13 protein-coding genes are annotated in these 15333 nt (G+C 61.1%); 6 read left to right on the top strand and 7 right to left on the bottom strand.

Features of this window, described 5'->3' with window-relative positions:
• Window positions 1–935 precede the first annotated feature (935 nt).
• From fusA to PLL20_18460, 6 genes are all read right to left on the bottom strand, one after another.
• On the bottom strand, window positions 936–3029 hold the full coding sequence (gene fusA / locus PLL20_18485; protein HPD31983.1) for an elongation factor G: 2094 nt from the start codon (window positions 3027–3029) through the stop codon (window positions 936–938).
• Between the two features lie 578 nt (window positions 3030–3607).
• A complete protein-coding gene (locus PLL20_18480; GenBank protein ID HPD31982.1) occupies window positions 3608–4255 on the bottom strand; it encodes a PEP-CTERM sorting domain-containing protein in 648 nt (215 codons plus the stop codon).
• 216 nt (window positions 4256–4471) lie between these two features.
• Window positions 4472–5242 (bottom strand): PEP-CTERM sorting domain-containing protein, encoded by a 771-nt coding sequence (locus PLL20_18475; GenBank protein ID HPD31981.1) that lies wholly within the window; start codon window positions 5240–5242, stop codon window positions 4472–4474.
• A 310-nt stretch (window positions 5243–5552) separates the two neighbouring features.
• Window positions 5553–6173 (bottom strand): PEP-CTERM sorting domain-containing protein, encoded by a 621-nt coding sequence (locus PLL20_18470; GenBank protein ID HPD31980.1) that lies wholly within the window; start codon window positions 6171–6173, stop codon window positions 5553–5555.
• A gap of 456 nt (window positions 6174–6629) precedes the next feature.
• The gene (locus PLL20_18465) at window positions 6630–8420 is read right to left on the bottom strand and encodes a hypothetical protein (protein HPD31979.1); all 1791 of its coding nucleotides are present in this window, start codon (window positions 8418–8420) and stop codon (window positions 6630–6632) included.
• A gap of 12 nt (window positions 8421–8432) precedes the next feature.
• A complete protein-coding gene (locus tag PLL20_18460; GenBank protein ID HPD31978.1) occupies window positions 8433–9614 on the bottom strand; it encodes an AGE family epimerase/isomerase in 1182 nt (393 codons plus the stop codon).
• A gap of 712 nt (window positions 9615–10326) precedes the next feature.
• Here PLL20_18460 and speB point away from each other — a divergent pair.
• From speB to PLL20_18440, 4 genes are read left to right on the top strand one after another with little or no spacing between them, the layout of a single operon-like run.
• Entirely contained in the window at window positions 10327–11250 is a 924-nt protein-coding gene (gene speB / locus PLL20_18455; GenBank protein ID HPD31977.1) for an agmatinase, read from the top strand.
• An 11-nt stretch (window positions 11251–11261) separates the two neighbouring features.
• Window positions 11262–11564, top strand: coding sequence for a type II toxin-antitoxin system RelE/ParE family toxin (locus tag PLL20_18450; GenBank protein HPD31976.1), 303 nt, complete (start codon window positions 11262–11264; stop codon window positions 11562–11564).
• A complete protein-coding gene (locus tag PLL20_18445; protein HPD31975.1) occupies window positions 11548–11820 on the top strand; it encodes a hypothetical protein in 273 nt (90 codons plus the stop codon). The genes PLL20_18450 and PLL20_18445 overlap by 17 nt, the downstream gene beginning before the upstream one ends.
• Window positions 11820–12035: an arginase family protein gene (locus tag PLL20_18440; GenBank protein ID HPD31974.1), complete on the top strand. Its 216-nt coding sequence runs from the start codon at window positions 11820–11822 to the stop codon at window positions 12033–12035. The genes PLL20_18445 and PLL20_18440 overlap by 1 nt, the downstream gene beginning before the upstream one ends.
• Before the next feature lie 69 nt (window positions 12036–12104).
• Here the strand turns inward: PLL20_18440 and PLL20_18435 are convergent, their stop codons facing one another.
• Window positions 12105–12419: a hypothetical protein gene (locus tag PLL20_18435; protein ID HPD31973.1), complete on the bottom strand. Its 315-nt coding sequence runs from the start codon at window positions 12417–12419 to the stop codon at window positions 12105–12107.
• Between the two features lie 387 nt (window positions 12420–12806).
• Here PLL20_18435 and speY point away from each other — a divergent pair, with 387 nt between their 5' ends.
• Both speY and PLL20_18425 read left to right on the top strand, forming a co-directional pair.
• On the top strand, window positions 12807–13964 hold the full coding sequence (speY, locus tag PLL20_18430; protein HPD31972.1) for a deoxyhypusine synthase: 1158 nt from the start codon (window positions 12807–12809) through the stop codon (window positions 13962–13964).
• A gap of 146 nt (window positions 13965–14110) precedes the next feature.
• Window positions 14111–15247: a type III PLP-dependent enzyme gene (locus PLL20_18425; protein HPD31971.1), complete on the top strand. Its 1137-nt coding sequence runs from the start codon at window positions 14111–14113 to the stop codon at window positions 15245–15247.
• Window positions 15248–15333 lie beyond the last annotated feature (86 nt).

The following is a 15333-nucleotide window of genomic DNA, read 5'->3' as shown; positions in this document are numbered from 1 at the left end:
GATTCCGGGCCGAGCGAGCGAGAGTGCGGCCCGGAAAGGATTCCGGGCCGAGCGGACCTGCCCTGCCTGCTTCAGGATTCTTTTGGAGGCGCATGCCCACGCAAGGCCGTGGGCATGGCACCCGGCCTTCGGGTGGAGAATTGGCATCGTCATGGGCGCTGAATGCGGAAAGGATTCCGCAGAGGATTCGGCCCGGAAAGGATTCCGGGCCGAGCGAACCTGCCCTACCTGCTTCAATCGAAAACGCCGAGAGAGAAAGCGAGTCCCGGCCGGCAGATCATGGGATTGACGCAGATGAAGAACAGGAGGAAGGCATTTGAACATGAGGAAACGGAGACAACTGAGATAGGTCTCCGCATTCCTCTGCGTCCGCTGCGGTGAAACACTGTTTCTCCGGTCGCTGAAAGCCGATCGCTGAATGCCGACCGCTGACCGCTTCTCACAGATTAGCCACGTCCGCGTTTCGACCTGCCGACCCACCGTTTCGACCCACGTCCGGTAGGATGATGATAGGAATCCTCGCCCCCGGAGGTCCCAGATGGGATGTGGGGCCATCGAATCAGGATGGCGAGCAGCAGGGCGACCTGCATCCGCCACCTGTTGAACGTCGTGTCGCGCAAAGAGACGCCCGCGGGTTGGCCGCGGGCGTCGGTGATGCTTCACGCTGGTAACACGGAAGCAATCGTTCTTTCGAGTTATCAGTTCTCAGTCGTCAGTTCTCAGTGTTCGCGATCGGTCGTGTCCTCTCACTGATAACTGATCACTTCGTCCAGTTCGGCAGGTCGGGCTTTACCCGACGCTTTTGGCGTGCAGAGCTCGCCCTACGGACTTCGGCGTGCAAAGCATGCCTACTCGGCCCAGCGGCGCGCAGATCGCTCCCTTCTCGCCCCCGCTCAATCCCCCCTTGGTGAGGGGGGAAGCGGGAGGCCATCCGTTCATGACCGTTGCCCGGCGGCGGCTTTCTTTCGGGCCAGGATGATCTCCTCCTGGATTTCTCGCGGTACCTGTCGGTAACAGCAGAACTCCATCGTGAACGTCCCCTTGCCCTGCGTGGCCGAGCGGACGTCGGTCGAATAACCGAACATCTCGGCCAGCGGGACCTCGGCGTTGACGACTACCGTGTTTTGCCGCGGCTCGACGTTGGTGATGATACCTCTGCGGCTCGACAGATCGCCGACTACGGAGCCCTGGAATTCGCCAGGGATTTCGACTTCCACTTTGGCGATCGGTTCCAGCAAAGCGGGTTGCGATCGCCGAAAGGCCTCAATGAAGGCGTCGCGGGCACAGATCTGAAAGGCCATGTCGGACGAGTCCACGGTGTGATAGCTGCCGTCTTCGAGCAGGATCTTCACCCGCACGATTTCGTAGCCGGCCAGCGGTCCCTTGCCGCGGGCACTCTGAAAACCCTTGTCACAGGAGGGAATGAACTCGGTGGGAATGCGTCCGCAACTGACTGCGTTCTCGAACTCGTAGTCCCTTTCGGCGCTGTCGGGCAAGGGGATCAATTTGCCGATAACGTGGGCGTACTGGCCTGCGCCGCCGGTCTGTTTGCGGTGCTTGTAGTTGAACGAGACTTCCTGTGTGGGCGCCTCGCGGTAGCTGACCTGAGGCCGTCCGACTTGAAGCTCAAGCTTGTACTCGCGGCGCAGGCGTTCGACGTAGACGTCCAGGTGCAGCTCGCCCATGCCCGAGATGAGCGTTTCGCCGGTCTTGTCGTCGGTGCGCACGTGGAACGTCGGGTCCTCGCGGCAGAATCGGCCCAGGGCCTTGCTCAGCTTGTCGCGGTCGGCGGTTTTTGCGACGCTGACGGCCAGCGATATGACGGGCTCGGCCACGTAGATGCGTTCGAGCGAGTAGTTGTGTTCAAGGTCGCAGATGGTATCGCCTGAATTGCACTCAACGCCCATCAGAGCCACGATGTCGCCGGCAAGGGCCCGGTCGATATCCTCGCGTTGGTCGGCGTGCATCCGTAGGATCCGGGCGACGCGTTGCTTGCGCTGCGTGCGGCTGTTGAGGTACGTCCGTCCCTTGTCGATAGTGCCCTGGTAGACGCGAGTATAGGTGAGCTGGCCGAAAGGCTCGTCGACGATCTTGAATGCCATGCCGACGGGAGCGGCGTCGGGATCGGCCGTGAGCGCCACCTCCGCCCCTTCGTTCTCGTTGTCCTTGGCATAGGTGATCCGGTCCAGCGGACTGGGCAGATAGCGGCAAACGGCGTTGAGCAGAGGTTGCACGCCTTTGTTTCTGAACGCCGAGCCGAGCAGGACCGGCGTGATTTCCCTGGCGATGGTTCGCTCGCGGATGACTCGGTGGAGGAGTTCCTCGCTGATCGGCTTGTCTTCGAGCATAAGTTCCATGATCTCGTCGCTGTAGAGGGAGAGGGTATCGAGCATGCCGTGACGGGTCCGATTCGCGGCGTCGACCAGTTCACCGGGAATCGCGTCGAGACGGACCTTTTCACCATTCTCCCCGTCAAAGTAGACGGCCTTCATGGTAATCAGATCAACGACGCCCACGTGGTTGCCTTCCAGGCCGACGGGGATCTGCAGGGGCACCGCTTCCACCCCGAGCTTCTCTTCGATCTCATTGATTACCCGGGCGGGGTCTGCCCCGACGCGATCGCACTTGTTGATGAAGGCGATACGCGGAACGTTGTAGCGTTTCATCTGGCGGTCGACCGTCAGTGACTGCGACTGGACGCCGCCCACGGCACACAGCACCAAAATGGCGCCATCCAGCACGCGGAGCGACCGCTCGACCTCGATGGTGAAGTCGACGTGCCCTGGGGTGTCGATCAGGTTGATGATCTTATCGTCCCACTGGACGGTTGTGGCCGCCGAGGTGATGGTGATGCCGCGTTCCTTTTCCAGCTCCATGTGGTCCATGGTAGCCCCATCGCCGCCGTCCTTGACGTCGCCCATCCGATGGATGCGTCCGCAGTAATAGAGGATGCGCTCGCTCAGGGTTGTCTTACCCGAGTCGATGTGAGCGGAGATTCCGATATTCCTTAGTCGTGCCAATCGATACATCTTGTGTTGCTTTCCGGTGCGTCGCTACTGAACTCTCTGTGTTGCCGTCTCCACCATCGCGAAGGTGGCCATCCACCCTGGTCTGGTGACAAGCCTTTTGTCGGACGGGCATTTCACCACGCTATCATTGACCCTTATTCAGGGCCCCGTTTGTTTTCTGTCAAAAGGGGGAATCCCGACCGGCGGCCTGAGTCGGCCGCGGTCATGGGCGGTCGATCAGGCGGGCCTGAGTTCGAGAATCACCCTCACGGTGTACTCGATCATGGCATCACCTCTTGCTGCCGTTCCGGGCCGGAGCGACCGGCTGCCGGGCCAAGCAGGTTGGCTACGATCCAAGAGTCTATCCTGGCCGTTGGCAGAATTCAAGGGCTCGCTTTGCCTTTGGCGATGGGGTTGTGGAACCATGGGGATGCGGGCCGGCCGGGCTCCGATGCCGCGCAGGAGGTTTTCTCGGACGTCTCTGGCGGGCTGGAACGGTTATTATGACGGCTGTTTAGAACCAAGAAGGCGGCGTCATTTCCGGTCTTGACCGCCGACCTTCTTGATTCAGGAACCGCGGAGTTGATCCTTTGCAGCGATCAAGCAGCATGCCTGCGCCGGCGCAGAGCGAGCAGACCGCCCAGCATCAACAGCCCTAACGTAGCGGGCTCTGGCGTTGGAAACTGGGCGATTTCAATTTTCCCGGTGAAGACCGCGCCCGTCGGGTCGTCGTACTTCAGCGTCTTGCGAATGTCGATGAGCGTACCGGGAACGAGCGGGTTGAAGGTGAAGTCGATCTTCCCGCCGCTGGTCGGCGTCGCCGGGGTCACAACTGTGTTGAGGCCCGGCGGCGGAGCGAAGTTTGCGAGAAAGACGGTCGGCTGTACCCATTCCCAGCCGGGTGTCAGGATGTGCTCGTGCCAGTCCTCCCAGCTCTGCGTCGGGGCGACGACGAGCAGTTCCTGCAGGGTGAACGTCTGGCCGGGCACCGCAACTATAGGCTGACCGTTGAGGCCGGTGAACGTCTTGCCCCATTGCGGGCCGTTCGGATCGATCTGGACGGGCAACCAGGGGCTTGTGGCATTGCCGCTATCGACGCTCCACCCGGTGATCGGCGCGGGTGAGAGAAACAAAGTCGGTAACGATCCGAGATTGCCCACGCCCTGCGCGAGGGACATCTGCGAACCAACAGCGATGATCAGGGCGGCAATCGAAAATGCGTGCACGTTCTTCTCGTCGATCTTCATGTTATCTTCTCCTCAAGAGGGCTTTGTGCCCTGCTCTGGCAAGGATCTTTTCGGCTCGCCATCACGTGATAGCGGAGCTTTTGTGAGCACCCGCCCGCCCATCCGAGGCACAGGATCGTGAGGCCCGACGGTTCGGGTGGGTAGGGGTGCTCGCTGTCTTTTTGTTCCAACCTCAGTCTGTCGCCATAGCGCCTCCGACCGCGATGGCGGGGGGTGTCAAGACACAAATCGTTTGCGCCGAAGCGCAACAGGCAGGCTGCCCAGCGCAATTAGGCCCAGTGTCGCAGGCTCCGGGACGGCGTGTCCGATGTTCACGCCCAGACCGTCACCAGGGATCTGGTTGACGATCACAGTCAGCGAGCTGACTGGGTCGAGGATTTGCACGACGCCGAGCGCCGAGTTCCACCACGGATCGGCGCCGCCCAGGCCTGTGATCGAGTTTTGCATCGTGAACGTACCGGGGCCGCCGATGAATTGCGTGGCGCCGTAGTTCCCGCCGCCCGTCCAATCACCCAGATACGCGCCATTCTGATTGACGGTTGCCGTGGACATCCCGCCGCCGAAACTGTTGGTCCGACCAAGTCCTGCGACGCCGACATAGAGGGTGCCGGCCGGGACCGTACCTGGGAACGTGTAGGTGACCGCCCATGGGGCGACCACAAACGGAGGATTGGGCGCGTAGCTGGTTACGCCGAGCAGCTCGTGGGCGGTCCATGAGTAGGTAGCAGGGCCGCTGGTCACGGTTCCGTTCTGAAACAGGGGGTTCTGATTGCGAGTATTCAAGAGCGAGGAAGGAAGCGAATACGTGATCGTGACGTTTCCGACGCCCGGCAAGTTGAACACGGAGTTGTTCGGCACGCTCGAGCCGAGCGGCGTCGGCGCCATGTTGAGCCAGTCAATTGTATAATTGGCAGCCCAAGCGCTGGGGACGGCGAAGGCCAGAACCAGGCCGGCACCGGCGAGAATCCGGTTCGTGTTCGTTTTCATGTTTGTGTTTCTCCGTTCATTATGGCTTGGATCCTTTGAATCTCCTGCCCCGGGTACACCCCAGGGGCACTCCTCGATTACTACGGTTGGTCTGAATGTCCTATTCACTTGGCGGCTTTCACGAATTCAGTGGCTCCCGTTGACCGTGTGCTTGTCTACCGACGCCCCTAAGGCGGACCGCCTTTTTGTGGGCCGTGAGCCAAACGCACTGCGAGCCAGAAACATGCGCGCAAGCCGCATAGATGTCCGCCCCGATGGTTCTGAGAGCGGCCCGGCCCGACGGCGTGCAATTGAGCTGCCGAAAAGGTGGCTAGGTCATTCGGCGGCGACGCACAAGAAGAAGGCTGCCCAAGGCGACCAGTCCCAGTGTGGCAGGCTCCGGCGTGGGGTATTGAATGATCGGCAGCGTGCCGGTGAAGGCTGTTCCGGGCACTCCGTTGTAGACAAGCTCCTTGCTGATGTCGATGAATGAACCCGGCGCGACCGGGTTGAAGAAGAAGGAGAGGCTGCTTGTACCAACCCCGGAGACAGTGAGTCCCGGCGCCGGGAGACCGTTCACCAGAAGGACGGGATTAGCCCAGGTCCAATTGGGATCCAGCACGTCCTCGTGCCAATCGGTCCACGGAAGATTGCCTGCCACCACGAGATGCTCGGATACGGTCAGCGGGGGGCTGAGTGCGGGATATACGAACGGACCGCCGTTGGGGCCGGTGAAATTCTTTCGCCACACGGGTCCCTTAGGGTCGAGGGAAACGGGAACGGGCAGCCCGGTCGGCTCCACCACGACCCAGCCGGAAGAGGGCGGGATCGAGGTCTCGAACTGAGTGGGCAATGAACTCAGGTTGCCCACGCCCTGTGCCATGGCCGTTTGGGAGACGACCAGGCTGACGATGGCGACCCAAACCAATGTGACCCTGTTCTGCGTTTTCATTGCTGTGCTCCTTAATCTGCTTTTTCTTCATCTTCGGTGGAGAAACGATTGTTTGCCTCTCACCGGTCTACCAGTAAAGCTAGGTAGGGTCTGATGGGTTGACCAGCGGAATGGCATGTTTACGCTCATGAACAGCGTTTGTGTCGTGCCGCAGGCCGGTTCTGGTGTTCTTTGTGAACTCTTTCACAATTGATCGGGTGGTTTCGGGCTATGGGTATCGCACATGCGCTCGCGCATGGTCGGAAGTGAGCGATAGAGACTCTGCCGTCGCCTGCTTGTCCTTGGGCATCAAGTGAATGGATCATCGCGTCGTCTTGATGTTCAGGCGGATTATCGCGGGTGGCGGTTTCGTTGGTTCACGCTTCTGCGAAGTCCGCCGGCAGTGCAGACATGAAACAGCCGGGGTCTTTTTCTTTCGCTGCCGGGTCCGTGGGAGAGCGGAACTCTCCGGCGGGGCTATTGCTCGTCTGTCTCCTGATCGGCGTGCAACAGCCGCATGAATCGTTTGTGGACCAGTTTGAAGATGATGCCAGCGCCAAGGCATATTCCTGCGAACACAGCGACGCTCGGCCAGTCAGCCAGGTAGGCGGAGCTGAACGCGATCGTTCCGGCCGCAACCATGATCGCCCCGAAGGCCGCGATGATCAGGCCGGTAGGGATGTACAAGGCCGACCGCGGCTGAATGCCGGCCTTGGCCGCGATCGGACCCCACCAGCCCAACGGCCGTGCTCTCTTGTAGAACTCGATCAGCCTTTCTTCCGGGTCCGGTTGGGTCAGCAGGGCGACCAGGACCCACAAGACGAAGGTCATGGCGATTGAGGACAGGACGACCGGATAACCCACGTCGTCCCTGGTTCTCAACAGCATTCCGAAAACCAGATACTTGTTGACCAGGAAGATTACGGGGCCGCCGAACGAGGCCGCGAGCCTTGCCTTGCCGTTGAATCGCCACCACCACCACTGCCCCCAGTTGGCTGTGATCTCCGCCGAGGACAAGCCGAGCATGAACACGGAAACGTCGATGACGTTCTCGGCTGCGGTGGCCACAAGAACGGCGAGGCCCATGATCGCGAGCATGACGATGCGACCAACGTTCATATAGTGGCTCATGGAGGCGTCACGAACGAATGATCTCTTGTACACGTCGTTGAGAATAACCTGTGCGCCGAAGTTCAGGTTGGAGCTGACGGTCGACATAATGGCCGCCGCCAGGCCGCTGACCGCCAGACCCAGGAGCCCGGCCGGGAGATACTCCTTGAGGAGCATGCCGTATGCGAGTTCTTTGTTGATCCGGCCGTCATGGAGGCCTGGCCACTTGCACATTGCTCCAAGCGCGGGCATCGTGGTCACCGCCAGGAGGAAGAACAGCACCACCTCGGTCCAGATGTACATTTTGGACGCTTCGCGGGCGTTTTTGCATGACAGAAGGCGCTGTCCTTCCATGGCCCCGGCCATCGGGGCGACGTCACCGCCGTAGCCCACGGCCGTGCCCACCGTCCAGGCGAGGATGCCGATGACGCCGAGGTACTCGTGGCTGGAAGGGGGGTGCCAGGTCACCACTGATGTGCCGAACTGGCTCACCAGCGAGTGATAGAGGCCCGACGGTCCGCCGAAATCGCCCCAGACCGCGCCCATGAGGATGAACGCGGCGGCGATCATCACCCAGGTCTGGATAAAGTCGGTCACGACCACACCCACGTAGCCGGACAACAGCACGTAGAGCAGCAGCACGGGGATGACCAGGAGGTAGGTTTCCCACTTCTCCCAGCCCAGCATCGGGTTGAGCACCTTGTGAATTCCCAGCAGGCCGGAACCGGTCCATGCGACCACGGCAATGAATGCGCTGCGGATGGAAACCCACGACCGCATGGTAAGGGCCGGTGCGCCGGTAAATCGGAACTCGTAGAACTCAGGGGAGGTGAAGATATGAAGTCGGCGCCAGAACACCGCGAAGAGAATGGCCCCGATCATCAGAGCCAGCCCGAACCTGCTGATGTACCACCAGCAGATGCAGATGCCCGAGATCACGGTCATGCCGCAATAGGCGGTGATGGCGTCGGTGTTCATACACGTGGCGGCGTAGGAGAAGCCCGCCAGCCATCCGGGCATCTTGCGGTCCGCCAGGAAGTAGCTTTCGAGGTCCTTCTGGGCGCGTTTTCGGAAATAGAAACCCACGACGACGAGGCTGGCCATGTAGGCGGCCAGCACCAGGTAGTCGAGCGTCTGAAAAGCGCTTTCAGCAAGCATGCCGGTTGTCGCTCACGCCTTTGTTGTCATGGCCTCGAACTCGCGCCAGCACATGTAGAGCCCGCGCGGGATGTGGTAGCACCCTTTCCACTTTCCGCCCTTGAGATCGAGCAGCGGCTCGCCGCGGCGGTTCAGGTAGCCGAACCACTCGCCGTACTGCGGATCGGGGAATCGCTTCCAGGTGTAGTCGTGGATCCGCTCGTACCACCGTCGGCAATCGCTGCGCCCGGTGACAGACCAGGCAATAGCCAGGGCGACAAGCGTCTCGATGTGTACCCACCAGAGCTTCTGGTCCCACTCGAGCTGGACGGGAGGCCGGTCCTTGATGTCACGGTAGTAGAGAATCCCCTCATATCGATCGTCCCAGCCGAACTCGATGAGGTTGACGATGGCATCGACGCACTTGTCGATGATGGCCCGATCGCCGCCAAAGCGCCGAACCGCTTCGATCATGAACCACATGGTCTCGATGCCGTGGCCGGGCAGGATGATCCGGCCCTCGAAGCAGTCGGGATGCGAGCCGTCCGGGGCGACGTTGTCCCAGGTGATCCGCCGCTCGTTGTCATAGAAGAGGGTCATGACCTCGCGAATGGAGTCTTCGACTGTGCGGCGAATCTCGTCGTCGGGCACGACGCCTTCGACTTCCAAGGCCACGTTGATCAGGATCATCGGGAAGGCCTGAGATTTCAGCGGTCGCGTGCCGGGGACCTGCTTGGTGTATTTGCCTTTTGGATTGTCTCTGCGCCGCAGCACGTTGTGAAAGGTCTTCACGGCGATATCGGCGGCCTGCGAATCACCCGAGGCCAGGGCGTATTGGGCAAAGCCCATGGCCGCGAAGCAGTCGGTGAACCAGTTGTAGGGTTGCACGAGCGGCTTGCCCTCACGGGTCAGGGAGAAGTACCAGTTACCCTCGTCGTCGGTCCCGTGCCGCTTGAGGAACTCAGCGCCGTGACGAGCGATCTCCAGCCATGTCGGCCGTTGTTCGACTTTGCGGTAAAGCATTGAGAAGGTCCACACCTGCCGGGCCTGCAGCCAGACGAACTTGTCGGTGTCGAACACGTTTCCGCGGCGATCGAGGCAGGTAAAGTAACCGCCCTTGTCCCGGTCGATGGAATGTTGTTCCCAGAAAGGGATGACATCATCAAGCAGGTTGTCGCGATAGAGTGTGGCAAGTTCCGGCGGGGTGTGAGACATCAAGATGCCCTCGCAAAGTCCTATTGTGGTGCCGTCGGCAGGGGGCCGACTGGACTATCCTCGGTGTCGGATCGCTTGGCTCGCGGACGACGTGCCAACAGCGTAAGGCCCGTACCGCTTTCGTCAACCTTTCTTGAGAATGTGCGCGAAAACTGCGGGATCCGGTCAGTACGGCAGCGTCGAGGTCGCCACGGCGACGGGGACCTGGCATGTTTTGCAGCCAGGAGCGGCAGGTTTCCAGCCTGTTTCGTCCCCGGGACTTGGTGAGGGCCGGAAGCCCCCTTCAGGGGGTTTTCTTGCCAAAGGCGGGCTGATAGGCCGGCCGTGATACAGCCGGTTGGTGGTCGCCTGCGGTTCTTCTTCCATTCTATGGTCTCAGCCCGTTTCAATGAGCTTACCTGACAAGGACAGGCCCGTTAAAACGGGCTTGATGGGGCAACACGGAAAAGGAAGGATTGGCCGACGGTGAACCAGTCTTAAAACGGCCGGCCTATTTGCTTTTCGGGAGAGACCGCTGAAGCGGTCTGCTTTCGGCTTGCGTTCGCAACAACCGGGTCAGCCGCCAGGAGTGTCGCCGCTTCTGTCACGAGCCCGCGAAGACCTGCGGCCGTCGGCATTCCTTGAATCGCCCGCGAGCAGGGGTTATTTTTCGGGCCGTGCCGCGTGCGGCCTGGTGGCGGACGAGTGACGTTCACGCGCAAAGGAGCGATTCATGAGCCAAGAAGGCTTGTTTCAAACGCCGTGGAATTTTCTGGGGCTTCCGGAAGAGCTGTCGTCGCCGCAGCGGGCCAGAGCGTGGTTGCTGCCTGTCCCGTACGAGTCCACGACCTCTTACGGTGCGGGCACTCGCAACGGCCCGGCCGCGATCATCGCCGCCTCGCGGCAGGTCGAGCTTTTTGATTGTGAGTTCGGCAAGGAGCCGGCGATGGAGTATGGCGTTCACACGATGAACCCGCTCGCTTTGGTTCACCGCTCGCCCGACCTGATGGTCAAGGCGATTGAGGAAGCTGTCGCGGTGATCCTTTCGGGCAAGCCACGACCGGAGGTGCTGGTCCTGCTCGGCGGCGAGCACACAATTTCGCCTGGCGTGGTCCGAGGCATTGCCCGGACGATCGGCAAGGACAATCTCGTCTGTGTTCAAGTGGATGCCCATGCCGATCTGCGAGATGAGTACGAGGGTTCGCCGTTCAGTCACGCCTGTGCCGCCCGGCGGATTCTGGACGTCTGCCCGGTCTTCCAGATCGGCATCCGCAACATCTCGGCCGGCGAAGAGCCGTTCCGCCGCTCCTGCGACCGGGTACACACGGTCTTTGCCGAGGAGTCGATCGCCCCCGACGGAGCGTTCCTCAAAGACCTGGCCGCGTTTGTCCGCGGGCAACAGGTTTTCTTGACCATTGACCTGGACGGCCTCGATCCGTCGATCATGCCGGCGGTCGGCACCCCCGAGCCCGGCGGGATTCTCTGGCAGCGGATGCTCGAAATCTGCCGGGTGATTACCCGCGAAGCCGCTCGCGTTCCCGTTTTTGATGTGGTCGAACTCGCCCCCATTCCCGGATTCATCGCCCCGGACTTTCTGTCGGCGAAGCTGGTGTATAAGATCCTCTCGTACACGGTCTCGTCAGGACGGGATCAATAGGGCATGGCAGAATGGCTCGGTTCGAGATACACTATGACCGGACGGCCGTGGATGACCTGCGAGCACTGCGGCGGGTGGACCAAGTGGCTATTCTCGGCGCCATCGAGCGCCATTTGCGAGATGAGCCGAGTCGCGTCAGCCGACAAGCGATCAAGAAGTTGGAACCGCCGGTGCTCGCGGGGTATCGCCTGCGTGTTGGTGACTACCGTGTGTTCTATGACGTCTACGAAGACCGGCAGATCGTGCTGGTGGTGGCTGTCAGGTTCAAGGGAAGAATGACGCTTGACGAGGCCGCACATGATTCGAGTGATTGATCTTGGCGAAGAAGGTTTGACCGCTGAACAGGTCCGTGATTCCGTTCGGTCGCCTGAAGGGGCGATTCTTCGGGAGGGAGGCCGCGTGATCGCCCGGATCGAGCCTGCGGACGAAACGGATCTCGACGACGAAATGTGGGCACATCATCCCGAACAGGTCGCCAGAGGAACCACGGCACGGCAGCGGTTTGAGCGGGGCCAGTCGATTCCGCACGAGACCCTCAAGCGGCAACTGGAGCAAGAATCTGAGGAGTAATCAAGCCGGCGGTCGGCACCCCCGAGCCCGGCGGGATTCTCTGGCAGCGGATGCTCGGTATCTGCCGGGTGATTACCCGCGAAGCCGCTCGCGTTCCCGTTTTTGATGTGGTCGAACTCGCCCCCATTCCCGGATTCGTGGCGCCGGACTTTCTGTCGGCGAAGCTGGTGTATAAGATCCTGTCGTACACGCTTGCGCGGAGCAGTGGGAAATGAGATCTCATTAACCGAAGTGGTGATGACCGGCGTGCCTTGATGTGTGAATGAGTCTCTCGCGGCGGCAGCTCACTCGGATCGTTCGTTCCCAAGTGTATAGAGCCCATGGCCCGCGTTTTTCAGTCGGCCTTGCCGGACCAGTTCGTCCCACACAGCCTTGGGGTATTGAAGCGGCGGTTGGATGGCCTGGACGCCCGAACGGCCACCCTTGGTTACCGCCCCGTGGCCCAGCCGCGACTCATCGTCGAGCCGGGTGAGCTTGAGCCGCTTCTTGAATGCCTTGAGGGCATCTCGCAGTTGTTCGGGTGGCAACTGGCTTGCGGCCAGCGGATTGGTGGACGGCTCCGGATGGGCGCTTGGATCGACGGGTTTCTTATCCGGCATGGCAGCTTTTTCCGTTTGACAGAACCGCTTGATCGTATGAGAGAAGCATACCCATCAGGTGTCGGTTGTCCAGTAGCCACGTTGCCAGGTGCCGAGGCTGCGTGGGTGACAATCCAGGCGGCGTTTTCAGAACCCCGAGCGCGAGCGAGGGGCCGAATCAGAAAACGGCCACATCACAGGCGGGCCGAGAGACGCTCTTCTTGAAAGCCCGGCAGAGGGGCAGTATGGTTTGCGGCATCATGCCCGGAATCGTGCCGCAGGCCGGGCATCGCCGCTGCCCGATGACGGCAGGCTCATGGCGGACGTCGGAAGCCCCTCGTGTGTGGAGGGCGGGGCACCATACAGGCGGCACAAGGCGGTGGGGGAGCGAGAACAGAGGAGACCGTAATGGCCAGGATTCAGTTGCCGAAGAAATTCACCAGCAAATATCCGCACAAGTTTGCGAAGGGCAAACAGCGTTTCTTGTGCGGCAAACGGATTCTGCCCAAGCCGATCACCGGGAAGGAATCGCTGCCGGACCTGATGGATCAGGTGTTTCTGGCCTACAATGCGGCCCGGCTCCAGGAGGCCTGTCGGCTGTTTACCGAGCGGATGCTCCAGGCCGACGTGACCGTGGGCATGAGCCTGGCAGGAGCCCTTACCCCTGCCGGACTGGGTTGCTCGGCGATCGTACCGCTGATCAAGGCCGGCTACGTGGACTGGATCGTTTCCACCGGGGCAAACCTCTACCACGACATGCACCATGCCATGAACCTGCCGCTGTTCAGGGGGTCTCCGTTCGTTCGTGACCCTGAACTACGGAAGGTCGGCGTCGTGCGGATCTACGATATCCTTCTGGACTACAACGATGTTCTCATGCAGACCGACCACATTCTACGGCAGATCCTGCTCCAGCCCGAGTTCCAGCACGAGATGGGCACGGCCGAGCTTCACTACCTGCTGGGCAAGTATTGCGCCGAGTTCGAGGAGCAAACCGGCCATAAGGACGTATCCGTTCTCGCGGCGGCGTACCGGGCCGGCGTGCCGTGTTTCTGCCCCTCGCCGGGCGACTCGACGATCGGCATGAACGTGGCCGGGCTCGAGCTTCGGGGCAGCAAGCTGCGGGTCAATCCCTCGCGTGACGTCAACGAGACCACCGCGATCGTTCTGGATGCCAAGCTGAAGAAGCGGCGAACCGGCGTGGTTCTGGTGGGCGGCGGATCGCCCAAGAATTTCACCTTGCAGACCGAGCCACAGATCCAGGAGGTCTTGCGGATTCCCGAGGCCGGGCACGATCTCTTCATCCAGTTTACTGACGCGAGGCCGGATACGGGCGGCCTGTCGGGCGCGACGCCGCACGAGGCTGTCAGTTGGGGCAAGGTGGATCCCAACAAGCTTCCAGATGCCATTGTCTGCTATCTGGATTCGACGGTGGCTCTGCCCCTGCTCACGCATTATGCCTTGGCTCGCCATAAGCCCCGCAGGTTCAAGCGGCTCTACGATCGATTGCCTGAGCTGCGGGATCTGGTTTCCAAGGAGTACTGGAAACGGAACAAACAGTTGTAGGAGCGGTTACCCATCGCGATTCTTGACGAGCCGAGGGGTTTATCCCCTCGGTTTGTGGCGAGCCGCGGGGTTTATGCCCGCGGTTTTTGACCAACGTACCGGCGGCCTCAAGCCACCGGCTCGTCAAGGGACCCTGGAGGCGGATCATGCCCAAGAACACGTTACTCAAGCAACTGGCAAGGAAGCACGGCACGCCGCTGTTTATCGTTGACCACGATGTGCTGCGGCGCAACTATGCCGAGTTCAAGCGGAGGCTACCGCGCGTCCAGGCTTATTATGCGGTCAAGGCCAACCCGGCCCCGGAGATCATCAAGACTCTATTCGAGGCCGGAGCCAGCTTTGACGTGGCGTCGATCGGCGAGTTCCGGCTGGTTTATGAGAACATTCGCGACCTGCCGCCCAAGGCCAGGCAGGACTACATCTGGGACAAGATCATCTACGCCAATCCTATCAAGGACAAAGCGACGCTGGAGGAGCTGGATCAGTACAAGCCGCTGGTCACCTACGACAACCTGGAAGAGGTTCGCAAGATCCGCAAGCATGCGCCGCACGCCGGGTTGGCGTTGCGGATTCGGGTTCCCAACACCGGTTCCATGGTCGAGCTGTCGAGCAAGTTCGGTGCAGCACCCGGTGAGGCCGCCGACCTGATTGCCGCGGCCTTCGATGCGGGGCTGATTGTCGAGGGCCTATGTTTCCACGTGGGCAGCCAGTGCACGAATTTCGACAATTTCGTGCAGGCCCTGAACATGTCGGCGCAGGTGCTCGAGGAATGCGCCGGGCGGGGCTACAAACTCAAGCTGCTGGACATCGGGGGCGGTTTTCCCGCGCCTTACGACGGCAGCGTAGAGCGGTTCCGGGACCTGGCCAGGATCCTGAACGCGGAGTTCCGGCGGCTGTTCCCCAAGGAATTGCAGATTCTTGCAGAGCCGGGTCGTTTCATGGTGGCCACCGCCGCCACGCTGGTCGCCGAGGTAATCGGTAAGGCCGAGCGAGACGGCAAGCGCTGCTACTATCTCAACGACGGGATCTATCACACCTTTTCGGGCGTGCTCTTTGATCACTGTCAGTATCACATCAAGGCCTTCAAGAAAGGCCCGACGCAGCTCTGTGCGGTTTTTGGTCCGACCTGCGACGCCCTGGATACCATCTGCCAGTCGGAGCCGCTGCCGGAGCTGGACCTTGGCGACCTGGTCTACAGCGAGAACATCGGAGCCTACAGCCACGCATCCTCGACGTGGTTCAACGGCTTCCCGCCGGCCAAGGTGGTGCACATCAACGTGTAGACGGCGGGGCGGGAGTAACCACAGACGGGCCGCCCGGGGCTCCGCCGTGATCCGGCACGTCCGGACAGAAGTCTCGCCCGCAGGGC

The organism is Phycisphaerae bacterium (assembly GCA_035384605.1).
Taxonomy (GTDB): Bacteria; Planctomycetota; Phycisphaerae; order UBA1845; family PWPN01; genus JAUCQB01.
Note: the sequence above shows the minus strand (reverse complement) of the source record. Positions and strands in the feature narration are given on the sequence as shown.

Bases quoted from the DNA above. Each gene is read 5' to 3' on its own strand.
- fusA (HPD31983.1), bottom strand. From the start codon at position 3,029: ATGTATCGATTGGCACGACTAAGGAATATCGGAATCTCCGCTCACATC.
- PLL20_18480 (HPD31982.1), bottom strand. From the start codon at position 4,255: ATGAAGATCGACGAGAAGAACGTGCACGCATTTTCGATTGCCGCCCTG.
- PLL20_18475 (HPD31981.1), bottom strand. From the start codon at position 5,242: ATGAAAACGAACACGAACCGGATTCTCGCCGGTGCCGGCCTGGTTCTG.
- PLL20_18470 (HPD31980.1), bottom strand. From the start codon at position 6,173: ATGAAAACGCAGAACAGGGTCACATTGGTTTGGGTCGCCATCGTCAGC.
- PLL20_18465 (HPD31979.1), bottom strand. From the start codon at position 8,420: ATGCTTGCTGAAAGCGCTTTTCAGACGCTCGACTACCTGGTGCTGGCC.
- PLL20_18460 (HPD31978.1), bottom strand. From the start codon at position 9,614: ATGTCTCACACCCCGCCGGAACTTGCCACACTCTATCGCGACAACCTG.
- speB (HPD31977.1), top strand. From the start codon at position 10,327: ATGAGCCAAGAAGGCTTGTTTCAAACGCCGTGGAATTTTCTGGGGCTT.
- PLL20_18450 (HPD31976.1), top strand. From the start codon at position 11,262: ATGGCTCGGTTCGAGATACACTATGACCGGACGGCCGTGGATGACCTG.
- PLL20_18445 (HPD31975.1), top strand. From the start codon at position 11,548: ATGATTCGAGTGATTGATCTTGGCGAAGAAGGTTTGACCGCTGAACAG.
- PLL20_18435 (HPD31973.1), bottom strand. From the start codon at position 12,419: ATGCCGGATAAGAAACCCGTCGATCCAAGCGCCCATCCGGAGCCGTCC.
- speY (HPD31972.1), top strand. From the start codon at position 12,807: ATGGCCAGGATTCAGTTGCCGAAGAAATTCACCAGCAAATATCCGCAC.
- PLL20_18425 (HPD31971.1), top strand. From the start codon at position 14,111: ATGCCCAAGAACACGTTACTCAAGCAACTGGCAAGGAAGCACGGCACG.